The following is a 15,867-nucleotide window of genomic DNA, read 5'->3' on the forward strand; positions in this document are numbered from 1 at the left end:
GCCTGTTAATAGATAGTAATAAAGGATCATTATGCATAGGCACGCCCAAAACGATGTTATCGATATAAATAGCAATCAAAATATCGCGATTTCAGATGATCATATTAGCATGCGTCATTTTGATGAAATATCGCTGCGCCACGACATGGATGATAAGATTTTCTGGTGCTTTATGGAGCAGAAATTGCGCCCATGTTATACATATAAATTAGGCGGCGAGATCCAACAGGTCCAAGATTGGGTGAGGGCAAATTACTCATTGCCAATGGATGCGCGCAAGGATGATTTGCGATATTTTATTTGTGGTTCGAAAACCCCCAATATTTATAATTTGGGCGGTGATTTGATGCATTTTGTCGAGAAAATACAAGGACGCGACATTGCGGCGTTAAGAAATTATGCTGAAACTTGTGTCCGTATGCAATATGCCAATCATAAAGGATATGATGCGCCGATTATCTCCATGGCCTTGGTTCAGGGGGATGCGCTTGGCGGTGGTTTTGAACATGCGCTTTCATTTGATTTAATTGTTGCTGAAAAACGTGCTCGTTTTGGTTTGCCGGAAATTTTGTTCAACCTATTTCCAGGCATGGGCGCATATAATTTCTTAATTCAACGCGTGGGCCGCCGAACGGCGGAGCAAATGATTTTAAATGGCAAATTATATAGTGCGCAGGAAATGTATGATTTGGGCGTGGTTGATATTTTGGTTGAGGATGGCGAGGGAGAACAGGCCATAGTCGAATATGTGCGCAAAAATGAGGCGCGTTTTTGGACCGAAAGGGCGGTGTATCAGGCGCGAACTATTGCCAATCCGGTAAAGCTGGAAGATTTATTATCCATTACTTATTTATGGGCGGAAACTGCCATGAAAATCAGCGATGTCGATATGAAAAAAATGCAGCGATTGGCAAGCGCTCAGGATCGAAGAATCGCCAGATCATTGGCCGCGGTTGATTAAGATATTTGAGCAGCCGATTTTTTAAGCGACATTTTTGAATATTTTTTAAGCAAATTTGTGCTATTTTCGGTTTCGGATTTCAGCTTTTCATAATGTATATTCTTATTATTGGAAAAATCATTTTGTGTGATATTTTCCAAACTGCCGCATATAGTCGCCAATTTTTCTGCTCCTAAATTGGCGCTTGCGCTTTTAATGGCATGTGCTTGAAATCTGAAACTTTTGACATCATTAGTCATGACGGTTTCGTGCAATTTTTCCAAACTGGCAAAGACATCTTTATTATATTCATCGATGATAGAGGCCAAAAACACACCATTGTCGATGGAGGCCAATTGTTCAATTTGCTCTACATTTAAATTGCCTAAATATATATTTTCGGGCTCTGCCTTATCTTTGGGCTTTAGCGCAATTACCTTGTCTGAACTGTGAATTTGCTCGTCAAACTCAACAACATTATGCTTTTTACAATAAATTTGAACATTTTCCAAAATTTGTTTGGCATTTATCGGCTTTGTTATGCGTTTATCCATGCCCGCTTTTTCGCATTTTTTCAATGTTTCTGCTGTGCTGTCGGCGGTGACACCTAAAACAGGCATATGATTTGGCGGTGTTTCCATATGCCGCCATAGGCTGCATGCCTCTAAACCATTCATGCGGGGCATATTTATGTCTAAAAGCCATATATCAAATTTTTGCTTTTCTAAAATATCCAACGCTTCATCACCATCGCTGCTCATTGTTACTTGGTGACCTGCGGAGCTTAAAATAGCTTCTAAAACATGTAAATTGGTGCGATTATCATCGGTAATTAAAATAGAAAATGTTTCATTTTCTTGCTCTTGCTCGGTTATTTGTTCAGGCTGAGCAGGGGCAAGTTGTTCGGATGATGCATTATTATTTTTGGTGGTGCAATGTCCGACATGTCGGGCAAAAGCGCCGCCAATTTTCAACGCGCTTCTAATCTCGTCAAATGCCTTGCTGGACGGAATGATTGTTGAAAATTCTGCGCGTAATTTAATGTCATCTAAATCAATATGCTTATTATCATCAACCAATATTGTTGCTAATTTTAATTTTTCAAATTTATGCCATAAATTTTGTTCAACAATTTTCCCGGCCAATGCCCGGCTTATCATGGCGATGCTAAATTCGTTTGCATTTATATTGTCTAAGATTTTGGTGAGCTGTTCTTCATTTTCGCAAATATGATGCTTTATAATATAATTACCCGCCAATTGGGCCTGCGCTAAAATCTCACTGTCAAAGCGGCCAAGAGCCAATATACCAATATTGGGCAGATGGCTTTCATCTTGATGATATAAGGTTTGTATTTTCGATTTTTGTACAGGAATTTTAACAGTAAAAATGCTGCCTTGCCCCAATTTACTCTTAACAGTAATCGTGCCGCCAAGCTGGTCGGTCAATTGTTGGCAGATGGCAAGACCAAGGCCCGTTCCGCCAAATCGGTCCAAAACAGTTTCATCGGCCTGTTGAAATGGCAGGAATATTTTTTCCAAATGATCCGGTGCAATGCCAATTCCTGTATCCTTGACACTGCAAGTTAACAGATAATCATCATTATCACCATTTTTATCATTCTCAATTTTCGCAGAAATAGTGATAGTGCCAGAGGAGGTAAATTTAATGGCATTACCCATTAAGTTGATAAGAATATTTTGAATGATGCTTTGTTGTGAATCAATCATTAAATCGGCATTATGTTCAGCCTGAAGGATTAATTTCAAATTTTTCTCTTCGGCCTTTATCGCCATTATTTCATGGGCGTTGCTCATCAAATCGGTTATTTTAAAGCTGCTTTGCGCCATATTAATCACCGATTTCCCATCGGTTGATACCTGCATGATTTGGTTGATTAAATGCAATAAATGTTCACCCGCATGAACCGATGCGTCCACCATTTTCAATTGCTGTTCGGGCAGGCCCATATCACGTAAATGTGTGCCATAGCCAATAATTGCATTTAACGGAGTTTTAAGCTCATGGCTCATGCTTGCGAGGAAATAGCTTTTTGCCTTATTGGCATTTTCCGCTTCCTTTGTTTTACGCGAAAGGTCAGCGATTAATTTTGCGGTATAACCAGGCACAATTATCATGCCAACCAATAAACTGACCGAAAGCACCAAATTTTCCTGCCAATATGGCGTGACAATTATGACAGTGGCAAATGAAATAAAGGCACATGTCGCCGCAATGGCAAGCCATTTGACGCCATAGCGAAATCCATTGCCCAAAATTGCCCATAGGAAAATGGGGTAAGTAAACGCCATTTCTCTTGGTGCATAGGTCATCAGGCCAAGGGCAATGCCAAAATCAAGGCAGATTCCAACGATACGCCTAAAATCAGAAGTTTTAGGGGATTTTAGCTGCATTATGAATAAAATGACATTGCCCAAAAAATGCGCGCAAAACAATGCATTGATAAAACTATCATTTACGAAATAAAATAATGATAGGCCGGTGATTGATACTAAAATCACACGATTAAATATGATTTGCTGTTCGCCAGTCATATTTTTTTGCTGTAAAATATATTTTAACTTGGCGATGCTCATGATGCCGCCGCCAATCGGCCTTCATCTGCCAATAAATTAGGAATTAATTTATCCATTGGCTGCGGAATGCTTAAAAAATACCCCTGTAATTCATTACATCCTGATGCAGCGAGCAAATCAGCCTGTGCCTTTGTTTCTACACCCTCTGCAACAACTTTCATGTTAAATGCGTGGGCCAAATGAACAATGGTCGCAATAATTGCTCTGTCGGTTTCGGATTGCTCGATTTGGTTGACAAATGCTTTGTCAATTTTCAAACATGTCGCAGGCAGGTCTCTTAAATATTGAAGAGAGGAATATCCTGTTCCAAAATCATCGATGGAAATGCCTATGCCCATTGCTCTTAACTTTTCCAAAGCTGTTGCGACCCTTTTGGGATGGTTGAGTAATAATTCTTCTGTAATTTCAATAACGAACAGATTTGGATTTATTTTATATTTATCGATTAAATTTATTATCTTAGTGCAAATATCGCTATATTCAAATTGTCGCGGGGAAACATTGACGGATATTTTTGGCGGATTGTCCATGATATTCGACAATCTGCTGATGTTTTTGCAGCATTCATCCAATACCCAATCGCCAATTTCGTTGATAAGGCCGGTTTCATTGGCAATTTCGATAAATTCGTCCGGACGCACCAGTCCAAATTCGGGATGATCCCAACGAAGCAATGCTTCCAATCCGGCCCATTTTTTTGTGGCGCTATCCATAATTGGTTGAAATTCAAGCCGGAATTGTTTGTCAATCAATGCTGCGCGCATATCGGAATGTATACGGGCATTGCGCTGTGCCACTTGATTTAATTCATTTGAATAAAAACTAAATCTGTTGCGGCCATTGGCTTTGGCATCATACATAGCCAAATCGGCAAGGCGAAGCAGATCATCGGGGCAATTACTATCCTGTCCAATGATGACAACGCCTATGCTGGCCCCAATAATGACTTCAACATCATCAATTAAAAATGGGCGTTCCATTTGTCCCAATAATTTTTTACAAAATTGGGTAATTTCTTGTATGTCATTAATTCCATTTGCAATGATTGCAAATTCATCGCCGCCAATTCTTGAAACCAAATGATTGGCCCAGCCAAGGCTGCAAAGACGTTCGGCAACTTCGCATAATAATGCATCGCCAAATTGGTGCCCCTTTGTATCATTAACCGATTTGAAACGGTCCAAATCCAGAAGTAACAATGCTGATTTAATGCCCTTTTCATTATATTCTTCCAATGATTGGGATAATTTATCCCCTAATAATGAACGATTGGGAAGGCCGGTGAGCAAGTCATGCATCGCCAAATGGGCATGGTGATCTTCGGCAAATTTACGCGCGGTAATATCAACGCCGGTCGTTAAAACACCAATGGTAACCCCATCATGGTTTAACAAGGGTGACTTGGTATAATGGAAGGTAAGGTCAACGCCATTTACAGGAATTTTTTCCTCATAAGGGGGGATTTCTTGCTGTGTTGCAAAAACAATCGAGTCTCTTTTTGCATCGCGCTGCGCGACAAGGGGCGGCAATAATTCGCGGTAATATTTGCCAACTAAATCATCGGGATGCTTATTGTAAAAAGAAGCATGATATGCATTCATGAACAGGCAATTGCCGTCAAAATCGGTCGCATTGATTATGATAGGGGCGGTATCAATTATTTGTTCTAAAGTGCTTTTTGTTCGGTTGTCTAACTGCTCATTATAGATATTGTCCGAATTAAACTCTTTTTTCTTCTGCAAAATTTGATTGTTTCTGCGTCCTAATAAGGCAATAATCCGTTTGCGAAATTCTTCAAAATTAACGGGGCTTTGTAAAAAATCATTCGCGCCCGCGTCCAATGCAGCCAACCGGCACTCACGGTCTTTGCGCGCGGTGATGATAATTGCCGGGACATCATTATTCGCGCTTGAAATACGTAATTTGCGGATGAATTCCGCCCCGTTCATTTCGGGCATTTTATAATCGACGACTAATAGCTCGACATGCTCACTGGCAAGCCATTCTAATGCCTCATGAGGGTTAGAAAAGCATATAGCTTTAAAGCCTGGACCCATTTGGGCGATATATTGCGCATAAATCCGCAAATTAATCGCTTGATCGTCCACAATGACAACGCGCGCTTGCATAATGAATACTTTAAGCAAAGTTGGTCAACAAATGGTTAATTTTGCGGCATCTGCCTCAATATTGAAACGAATCTTCCTTTTTTGGTTTTTACTCTTATGAGTATATATAAGGTTGCATGATATTTGTTATGGATATGAATGCATAAAATTTAGAAGAGAAGTTTCCCAATGCCTGAACATTATGAACAATCCTATCTTGATTTAATGAAAGAAATTTGGACCAATGGACAGGAAAGAATTGACCGCACAGGTGTGGGAACAAGGTCAATTTTTGGGGCATCGTTGCGATATTCATTGGCCGACAATGCGATTCCATTATTAACCACCAAAAGAGTTTATTGGAAAACGGCGGCGCGTGAAATGCTGTGGTTTCTTACTGGCGACACCAATATTCGTTCATTGGTGCAGCAAAATGTCAAAATATGGACTGATTGGCCTTTGCAAAAATATCGTCAGCAAACCGGCGATGATATTAGCCATGAAGATTTTGAAAAACGCATAATTGATGATGAACAATTTGCGCAAATATGGGGCGATTTGGGCCCTGTTTATGGGAAGCAGTGGGTTAATTGGCCAGTTTATGAAGCCGTAGGGGATGGTTTATATAAAAAATCAGACAAGGGGGTAAATCAAATTGCCCAATTGGTTGATGGTATAAAGAATAATCCAGGTTCGCGCCGCCATATTTTTGAAGGATGGAATGTCGCTGAGTTGGACCAAATGGCTCTGCCGCCATGTCATAAAACATATCAATTTTATGTTGCGGATGGCAAATTAAGCGGCCTTTTATATCAACGTTCATGCGATCTTGGGCTTGGTTTTGCATTTAATATATTTTCTGCATCCTTGTTAATCCGTATGCTGGCCCAACAATGCGATTTGGAGGCTGGTGAGCTTATTTGGAATGGGGCGGACGTACATTTATACCTTAACCATCATGAATTGGTGGAGCAGCAATTGTCCAGAAAACCAGAAGGTGCGCCAAAATTCCATATAAATAGAAAGCCAGAATCTATATTTGATTATCATATAGATGATTTTGAGGTTTCGGATTATCATCCGCAAAAACATATATCTGCACCAGTAGCTGTTTGATATTTAATATATATTTTTTACCTTTATTTTATGTCAGCTATATTGACCTAATATATATTTTGTAATAAAATAACAACATTGTGTAATTATTTTCTAGTCAAATTTGACGTTCTATATTAGCATAGATGCACAAAGTTGGAGGGTGAGATGTCAAACAAAGAAAATTTATCAAGGCGTCCAAATCGCCCGAAATTAGAGCTTTATGTTCCTGAACCAAAATTTAGACCAGGCGATGAGGCTGACTTTTCCGATATAAAGGTGCCTGAAATAGGAGAGGCGAAGCGCCCACCGGAAAGCAGTGCACCTGCGGATATCGGGCATTTGACGTCACAGCTTATCCGCGTATTGGATTTTGATGGCCATGCAAAGGGTGAGTGGGATCCAAAACTTCCCGCCGGAAAATTACGCGAAATGATGCATCATATGTTAAAAGTGCGTGCTTTTGATGATCGGATGTTTAGGGCGCAGCGTCAGGGTAAAACCAGTTTTTATATGAAATGTTTGGGCGAAGAGGCAACATCAATTGCCCCTGCAATGGCGCTTGAACCTGATGATATGTGTTTTCCAAGCTATCGCCAGCAAGGGATTTTAATCGCGCGCGGTTACCCCATTTTAAATATGATGAACCAAATTTATAGCAATAGCGCGGACCATCTGTTGGGGCGGCAATTGCCCATCATGTATAGCGCACCTGAATATGGTTTTTTCAGCGTTTCGGGCAATTTGGCAACGCAATATCCCCAAGCTGTTGGCTATGCCATGGCATCGGCGGCATCTCAGGACAGTAAAATTGCGGCCGTTTGGTGCGGGGAGGGATCAACCGCAGAGGGTGACTTTCACAGCGCTATGACCTTTGCCGCCGTTTACAATGCGCCCGTCATTATGAATGTTGTGAATAATCAATGGGCAATTTCTTCATTCCATGGTTTTGCGGGTGGGGAAAGGGCGACATTTGCCGCACGTGCGGCGGGTTATGGCATTGCCGGACTTCGCGTCGATGGCAATGACCCACTTGCTGTTTATGCGGCAACCCAATGGGCGGCGGATCGTGCGCGGTCAAATAATGGTCCGACATTGATTGAACATTTCACCTATCGTGCGGAGGGGCATAGCACTTCGGATGATCCATCGGCTTATCGTTCAAAAAATGAAGCGGCGGCATGGCCATTTGGCGATCCGGTTGAGCGTTTGAAACAGCATCTTATTTTATTAGGTGAGTGGAGCGAGGCGCAGCATAACGAGCTTGCCGATATGTTAATGGCCGAGGTGAAGGCCACGCAAAAAGAGGCTGAGAAAAATGGCATATTGGGTCATGGTATGCACCAACCATTTGAAACCATGTTTGAAGATGTGTTTGAAGAAATGCCATGGCATTTAAAAGAACAATGTGAGCAGGCATTGGCCGAAAAAGAATCGAAATTTTCAACTAAATTAAAAGCAGATGGGAAGGGCGCATAATCATGGCAAAAATGAATATGATAGAGGCCATAAATTCTGCGATGGATGTCATGCTGGATCGTGATAAGAAAACCGTTATTTTAGGTGAAGATGTGGGTTATTTTGGAGGGGTTTTTCGCGCGACTGCCGGTTTGCAGGAAAAACATGGAAAGCAGCGCGTTTTTGATACGCCTATTTCCGAATGTGGGATAATTGGCGTTGCCGTTGGCATGTCGGCATATGGCCTGCGGCCCATTCCGGAAATTCAATTTGCGGATTATATTTATCCAGGGCTTGACCAATTGGTAAGTGAAGCCGCGCGGATGCGATATCGCTCCGCCAATGATTTTATTTGCCCTATCACGGTGCGTACACCTTTTGGCGGCGGTATATTTGGCGGTCAAACACACAGCCAGTCTCCGGAAAGTTTGTTTACCCATGTTTGCGGTATAAAAACCGTTATTCCGGCGACACCATATGATGCCAAAGGTTTGTTAATCGCCGCGATAGAGGATAATGATCCAGTGGTGTTTTTTGAACCCAAACGCATTTATAATGGTCCTTTTTCTGGATATTATGATCGTCCAGTTGAGCCATGGTCAAAAAGACCTGAATCCGAAGTTCCAGAAGGCTATTATCGGATTGAGTTGGGCAAGGCCCGGACTGTAAGAGAAGGCCAAGATTTGACCATTTTATGCTATGGCACAATGGTTCATGTTGTCGAAGCAGTGGTGGCCAACATGCAAATTGATGCAGATATTGTCGATTTACGAACATTAATGCCGCTGGATATAAATGCGATTGAGGCGTCGGTGAAGAAAACGGGCCGTTGCATGATTGTGCATGAGGCGACAAGGACCAGCGGATTTGGCGCCGAATTGGCGGCATTGGTTCAGGAGCGCTGTTTTTATCATTTAGAAGCGCCGATTGAACGGGTCACGGGTTTTGATACTCCCTATCCGCATAGTTTGGAATGGGCATATTTCCCTGGGCCAGTGCGCATTGGCACTGCAATTGAAAAAATCATGAAGGTTTGATGAGAGGCTAATATCATGGCAAAATATATATTTAATCTACCCGATATTGGCGAGGGAATTGCCGAGGCGGAAATTGTCGCTTTACATGTGAAAATTGGCGATATGGTCAGCGAAGACCAACCCATTGCGGACATGATGACCGATAAGGCAACCGTTGAAATGGAAAGCCCGGCAAGCGGTAAAATTATCGCCGTTGCGGGTGAAGTTGGCGATATCATCCCCATTGGTTCTATGTTGGTGGAAATCGAGGTTGAGGGCGAAGATGCTGAAACTGAAGCATCTGTTGCAGCTGAAGAAGTAGCTAACCCTACTGAACAAAAGCAAGAGCAAGAGCGGCCCGAAATAGTAGCTCCGCGGCAAGTTAAGAATGATTCTGAAGTTGAAGAAGCGCAAGAAATAAATGATGGAAAACAGCCGGATGGCGAAAATTCTTCAAAATCAGCTAAGGTAACTGCTTCTCCCGCTGTTCGCGCAAGAGCGTTGGATTTGGGTATAAACCTGTCTGACGTCAAGGCGTCTGGACCACATGTTCGCCATAGCGACTTGGATCAATATTTAAGTTATAATGCGGGGCAGGGGCTTCGCCCATCGGGCGCGACCCGTCCAGATGAAGCCGTAAAGGTTATGGGGCTGCGCCGCCGTATTGCCGAAAATATGGCAAAATCGAAACGCGCTATCCCGCATTTCTCCTATGTTGAGGAAATGGATGTCACCGCGTTGGAGGCGATGCGAGCGGATTTAAACAATGTGCGTGGCGACAGGCCAAAATTGACATTATTGCCATTTTTAACTGTAGCGATTTGCAAAACAATCCCTGATTTTCCTATGATAAACGCCCGTTATGATGATGAGGCGAATATTGTCACGCGTCATGGCGCGGTGCATTTGGGTATGGCCACGCAAACCGATGGCGGATTGATGGTGCCTGTTATCCGCAATGCAGAAAAATTAAATATCTGGCAATTGGCACGTGAAATCTCCGCATTGGCTGAGGCGGCACGCAACGGCACGGCGACCAGTGAGCAGCTTTCCGGTTCTACCTTAACCATCACCTCACTTGGTCCATTGGGCGGTATTGCAACCACGCCGGTAATTAATCGTCCCGAAGTGGCGATTATCGGACCAAATAAAATTGTCGAACGCCCCATGTTCGTTGGCGACCATATAGAGGCGCGTAAATTGATGAATATGTCGATTAGCTGTGACCACCGCGTAGTTGATGGTTGGGATGCTGCCAGCTATGTTCAGGCGATTAAAAAGCTAATTGAAACACCAGTTTTGCTATTTGCGGATTGATTGAAAATCTACCGGATTTGACAGATAAAAATGTTTAATCCGGCTTTTTTCATTGCGGGTTAAAGTTTGAACCCTGCGAGACTTTCCTGGTCGAATTTCAATTTTAATGTGATGAAGGGGCCGCTGCGTGTGTAGCGGCTTTCTTCGAAATCACGGTCTTCAAAACCAACAATATTATATCCTAATGTGACGTTCATATTGGTTACAGGGGCGACAGTAATTGTTGGTCCGACAGAATAGGCAAAGTTGCGTGCATTTTGGCCAATGCGTACATTGCCGCTTAAGCCAATATCTGCATGTTTTGAAATGTCGAAATGCATATCGCCGCCAATGACATTGCTCCAACCCTCCACATCATCCGCGCCAAATTTGTCGAACACATAACGTGTTCCCCAAAATAGGTTAAATTCGCTGCGTTCCAGGAATAATGAGCCGCCATTTAATAGGGATTTTTCTAAAGTTGGGCTGTAATTAACTGACAGGCTGTTAATCACACGGCGCGAAGTCGCATCACCATTGACCAATAATGCTGCGCCACCAATGGGGCCGGATTGCCCAGCGGTCGCGCCGCGCACCTTATCTTGACGGATTTCCATTTTATTTAAAAACGACCAATCGCTATCAAATGGACGATATGCAAAGCTTAATTCAGCTTCGGCCAAAGAAGTGGATGCACCATTTTCTTGCTTTGCATCATACCAGCTAAATTGACCGGCGGCGGTAATGCCATCTTGAATTTGGCGAATAAAGGCAGTGGTTAAGCCATAGCGGTCAACCTCTGCGCCATCACGAAATTCGGCTCTGCTGGTCCAGCTCCAATTATCGCTGCGATATGTGGCGCCGCCAGTTAAAGCCAAGAAATCTTCGGTAATGCTGTTATTGCTGCCCAAAAATCCGCCTGATGCCACTGGCTGTGCTTCGTTCAAAATATCGGCATTATTTATACCGCCTAGGGTTTGATTGCCATCAATGGTAAAATCTAATGACCATTTATCATCAAGTTTAAATGATTGTTTTAACCCATAAGCGGCAAAGCTGCGTGCGCCATATTCGGCAATATCTTGCTGATTTGCACTGGCGGTCAGGCGTGCGCCGCTCCATGGGGCAACATCAAAACCGGCCCTTAATGTGCGGGCGTCAATATTTTCACCCTTGGCGATTTCATAACCTGCGACCAATGCAATATCATTATTTATGGCATAGCGTGCGCCAATTTGATGACGCGCTGGGAAATCAATGCTTTCATCCTGTCCGCCAAGCGCGAATTCAGTTTGGGCATTTAATTCCAATTTGCCATTAAGGAATTTGTGTGATCCGCCCAATTTTGCAATGGTGGATTTATTGATGCTGCCATCGGAAAGGCGGTCATTGGCATGAGTTAAGCCAGCAGCCAAAGAAGATATTGCATTGCGATATTCCAATTCCATTGATCCAGCCAAGCGGCGGGTATCATTTTCCAAAAATTCTTCACGATATCCAACAACAGAAAGCTGTAATTTGTCGGACAGACGAAGACGCGCATCGGCGCCATATTTACGTGTGCCCTGAAGCCCGACATTATTCTGTCCAACACCAAAACCAGTGCCCTGTTTTCGGATATAGGCTAAAATATCGACAATTTTACTATGATGTTCTGCCTCTATCAACCATGCGGTGGCGCTGCCACGATCGGTTTGGCCGCTATTGGTGTCGGCTTTGCTGTCACTATGCGCAAATTCCGCGCTGATTTGGGTTTGGGCATCAAGATGATATATAATGTCAGCACCAGCCATATTGGTGGTTTCAACATCGCTTTCATCATGGATGAGTGTCGCACCAATTTGTAATTTATTTTGTGAATCATTCCAACGAACACGACCGCCGGCATTGATAACGCGCTGGCCAATGCCATCCACTTCATATTCAGCGATGATAAATTGAGGGTCCAGTCCTGAAGAACGCGACAAAATAGGCTCACGGAAACTGATTGTTCCGGCAAGATAATCAATATCATAATCGATATGACGGACCAATGACTTGCTTTCAATAATTTTGTCATCGCGCAAACGATCGCGTGTTTCGATGGTGATTTTTTCACTATTCGAAATAATGTCACGGCTGGCCAAGGCATATGGGCCGCTTAAGCCATTTCCTTGAATTTCCTCACGGCGGAATTGATAGGGTGTGTCGGCACCAAAGACAGTGGCCGCAACACGATCATTTCTATATTCGGCCTTTATCCCATTGAAAGAACGTTGATAACGCGCAAGTTCAGGTTCATTTATCGCGGTTTCATAATCACCAAATAATGCATAAAATTGGGGACGTTCCAATTTCAAATATAAATGACGAATGGATGCCGCATCATAACGTTGTTCCGAACGATCGGCATATACTGTGTAATAGCTGCGCGGATCAATGACACCGGCAAAGCGGGTTTCATCTTTGTCTTTATCACTATCATATGACATGGTCATCAACCATTCACCCGACACTTTACCCTTGGCATATAATGCAATGCGGCCATCCAAATGAATGGGGTTATCTTCATTGTCCAAATTTTGCAGGCCAGAATCCAATTTATTAAAACCAATTGTTCCGGCAGCAAAGCCGACAATTGTCCATGGACGATCGCCCGCGCCAAGCCATGCTTCAATATGTTGCATGCGGCTGACTTCGCCATCTTTAAAGTCAAAATCAATGCTTACAGAACCAGATGCCATTGTTGGCTCTAATTCAATATAGGCAATGCCATTATCGCCGCGAACGCGCCATACAGGGGCGCCGCGTTCCAAACCAGATAGTTGATTTGCCTGTTGTGCGTCCACCTCAACCGCAGGGAAATGCGGTGCGCTTACTTTAAACGCACCAACTGATTCGGGTTGAATGGGGCGTCCAGAACGGTCGGTTAAACGAACCGCGATAACCGGACGGGTCACGCCATCGGCCACCAAAACAGATTTTTCTTTTACCAATTGGGCAAAAATTGGCGCGGTTGAATAATGAACTTTACGCTCAAGGCGCTCTGCCTCGCTGCCATCGGCATTGCGGACAATTGCGGTTAAAATATTTTCACCTTCCTGAAGGGGAAGCGAGCGCCATGTGCTAATATGCACGGTGCCATCAGGGCTTTTCTTTAACCCATCATAATTTAATGGATTGGCTTTGGTACCATTGACGATCATTTCAACTTTTTGCCCAGGCAAATGTTTTACAACGGCGCGAATCGCCTTAATCCGTGGGTTGTGATTTTCTTCGGGGAAAACCCATGCAACGCCAGAGGTTTGGCCCGCAAACCAATTAATTTCTTCATTTTTATCTTCGTCTGCCTTGGCTGTTTTTATTTCAGGCACAGATAATGGCGGCGAAACAGCGCGTGCATCATGGCGCATATTATTCGCTTCATTTCTGCCTGCATTATCAGCTTGCTTTGATGCAGGGGCAGGGCGCGCATTTTTTTCTTGGTCATTATTTTTGGCAGTTTTGGGCAAGACACGACCATCCGAAACTGCAACAAAATCGGCCCTTTTCAATCCGCCGCCTTGGCCCTCAACAAAACGTGAAATAGCACTGCCGGCTGAACGGGTATTTTGCGTGCAATCGGTTGGGGTAAACCCTTCTGGCAGGCTATAGGGATCAATTTGCACAACATGAATGCCGGGCTGAACGCCTTCAAAATGATATTGGCCATCATTATCGGTAACCGTATAACGGCCATCTTCCATCATCACGCGAACATTGGCGATACCATTTGCCTTTTTCGGATCAACGCCGCATCCGCCATCGGTTAAACGACCGATAATGGTAAAACGCTCGCTTATCCCATCACGAATGATACGAACGGTTGAATCGGTCGTGCCGCTGGTCGATCCAAAGCCATCACTTGCAGATGCAAGGTTAATGGCATCGCCGGGCTGTGCATCTTGGCGCACCTCCGCCAAATAGGTAAGCAGACCAGATTGACCGGCGGCCAATGAGGGAACATCAACCGTAAAGCTTTTGCCATTTGCGGCAATTTGCGGGGTAATAAGCACCCCATTATAGCGCATTGTTCCAATATTATAACGAAGCGAGCTGGGCAAAATATCCTTAATAGTAATTGTTGCTGTATTGCGAACATTATCGCTATTTTTGACGGTAATACGATATTGAATAACATCGCCAGGCATGGCCGTGACGGTGGATGATGTTTTTGAAATGATAAGCGGCAAGCCAGGCTTGTCGAGCGGAATGTCAATGCGGACCGGTGCAGGATCGAATAAAGTAAATTCCAACCCATATGACCCATCGGATATATCATATGGTTGACCATCTGCATCCAATAAAGCTGCAAGTTGGGAAGCGGTTGCATTTGACGGTGCGGAATATGGCGCGGGCGGTTCAATTACCAAACGATAACGGCCAGGACGCAAAAATGGGAAACGGTAAAACCCAGGAGGGAAATTATAAACCTGTCCACTGGCATCGGTTACGGTTGATCCGGTAATCAGCACATTGGGGAATGTCGAAATGCCATCATCGCCAAAAACATCGGCGGGTTGACCGGTTACTGCATCAACAATGCTGACCCGTGTGCCGTCAACGGCACTGCCATCGCCGCTGTCAAAACTTGTGCCAAATGGATCGATTAAGATATCGACATTCACATTGCCCAAACCATTGCCGCTGCTGCTATCATCAATGGAAATGGTTAAATTGCTGCCCGGCACAACTGATAAAATACAGTTATTTTTGGTTGGCGTTGGCGGAATGGCAGAGGTGATAATATGCCCCATGAAAATTCCGCTATTTACATCGGTTTCAGAAATGCGGATTTGCTCCTCATCGCCTTCTTCGGTGATGATGACGATATTAAAACTATCGATGGAATTTGGGTGTATATTTCGCGCGGCAAGTGCCAATTGAATGATTAACGGTTCGCCCGCACGTATTGATGTGGTGGGTTTAATTGATGCTGCATTATTGTCAAAACCGCTATATGCCCCTGTTAATTCAACGGGCATAGGGCCCGTGCTGCTTTGACAAGTGGTTGCAGGAATATTGGCTGTTATACCGCCAGATGCATTTGTGTAGTGGAATAATGATATAACCGGCTGCGCAGAGGTGCGATCAACATTAAAGCGCACTTCATTTGATGATTTTGATAATCTTTGGCCGCCAACATTCCATTCGGCCGTGGCAGTATTTACAATCTCATCAACAGGTTGCGAGTTTAATTGTGAAATAGCAGGTGTCGCCAAGCCCAATAAAATGGCGGCAGAGCAAAATATTGCGGGTTTTTTGTCCACAATATTTAGCTTTGACGCCAATTTACAAATATATTTGGTTAACGAATTCATCGAAAAAAAGGCCGTGAG

8 protein-coding genes are annotated in these 15,867 nt (G+C 43.7%); 5 read left to right on the top strand and 3 right to left on the bottom strand.

The window, feature by feature from the left end:
• The first annotated feature begins 31 nt into the window (after positions 1-31).
• On the top strand, positions 32-961 hold the full coding sequence (locus tag LPB140_RS07005; protein ID WP_083550140.1) for a crotonase/enoyl-CoA hydratase family protein: 930 nt from the start codon (positions 32-34) through the stop codon (positions 959-961).
• Here LPB140_RS07005 and LPB140_RS07010 read toward each other — a convergent pair.
• Positions 958-3,537 carry a hybrid sensor histidine kinase/response regulator gene (locus LPB140_RS07010; RefSeq protein WP_072559218.1) on the bottom strand — a complete coding sequence of 860 codons (2,580 nt, stop codon included), beginning with the start codon at positions 3,535-3,537 and terminating at the stop codon, positions 958-960. The two genes, LPB140_RS07005 and LPB140_RS07010, sit on opposite strands and share 4 nt — an antisense overlap.
• Positions 3,534-5,666 carry a GGDEF/EAL domain-containing response regulator gene (locus LPB140_RS07015; protein ID WP_072559219.1) on the bottom strand — a complete coding sequence of 711 codons (2,133 nt, stop codon included), beginning with the start codon at positions 5,664-5,666 and terminating at the stop codon, positions 3,534-3,536. The genes LPB140_RS07010 and LPB140_RS07015 overlap by 4 nt, the downstream gene beginning before the upstream one ends.
• A gap of 168 nt (positions 5,667-5,834) precedes the next feature.
• Here LPB140_RS07015 and thyA point away from each other — a divergent pair, with 168 nt between their 5' ends.
• The 4 genes from thyA to LPB140_RS07035 all read left to right on the top strand — a co-directional run bounded on the left by thyA (position 5,835) and on the right by LPB140_RS07035 (position 10,531).
• Positions 5,835-6,761, top strand: coding sequence for a thymidylate synthase (gene thyA / locus LPB140_RS07020; RefSeq protein WP_072559220.1), 927 nt, complete (start codon positions 5,835-5,837; stop codon positions 6,759-6,761).
• Positions 6,762-6,908: 147 nt separating this feature from the next.
• Complete coding sequence (locus LPB140_RS07025; protein WP_072559221.1) at positions 6,909-8,219, top strand: thiamine pyrophosphate-dependent enzyme; 1,311 nt, start codon at positions 6,909-6,911, stop codon at positions 8,217-8,219.
• Positions 8,220-8,230: 11 nt separating this feature from the next.
• Entirely contained in the window at positions 8,231-9,235 is a 1,005-nt protein-coding gene (locus LPB140_RS07030) for an alpha-ketoacid dehydrogenase subunit beta (protein ID WP_083550556.1), read from the top strand.
• 15 nt (positions 9,236-9,250) lie between these two features.
• Positions 9,251-10,531: a dihydrolipoamide acetyltransferase family protein gene (locus LPB140_RS07035; RefSeq protein ID WP_072559223.1), complete on the top strand. Its 1,281-nt coding sequence runs from the start codon at positions 9,251-9,253 to the stop codon at positions 10,529-10,531.
• A gap of 59 nt (positions 10,532-10,590) precedes the next feature.
• On the opposite strand, the gene LPB140_RS07040 is transcribed toward LPB140_RS07035, so the two are convergent.
• Positions 10,591-15,849, bottom strand: coding sequence for a DUF11 domain-containing protein (locus LPB140_RS07040; protein ID WP_083550142.1), 5,259 nt, complete (start codon positions 15,847-15,849; stop codon positions 10,591-10,593).
• Positions 15,850-15,867 lie beyond the last annotated feature (18 nt).

Source organism: Sphingorhabdus lutea, assembly GCF_001889025.1.
GTDB lineage: Bacteria > Pseudomonadota > Alphaproteobacteria > Sphingomonadales > Sphingomonadaceae > Sphingorhabdus_B > Sphingorhabdus_B lutea.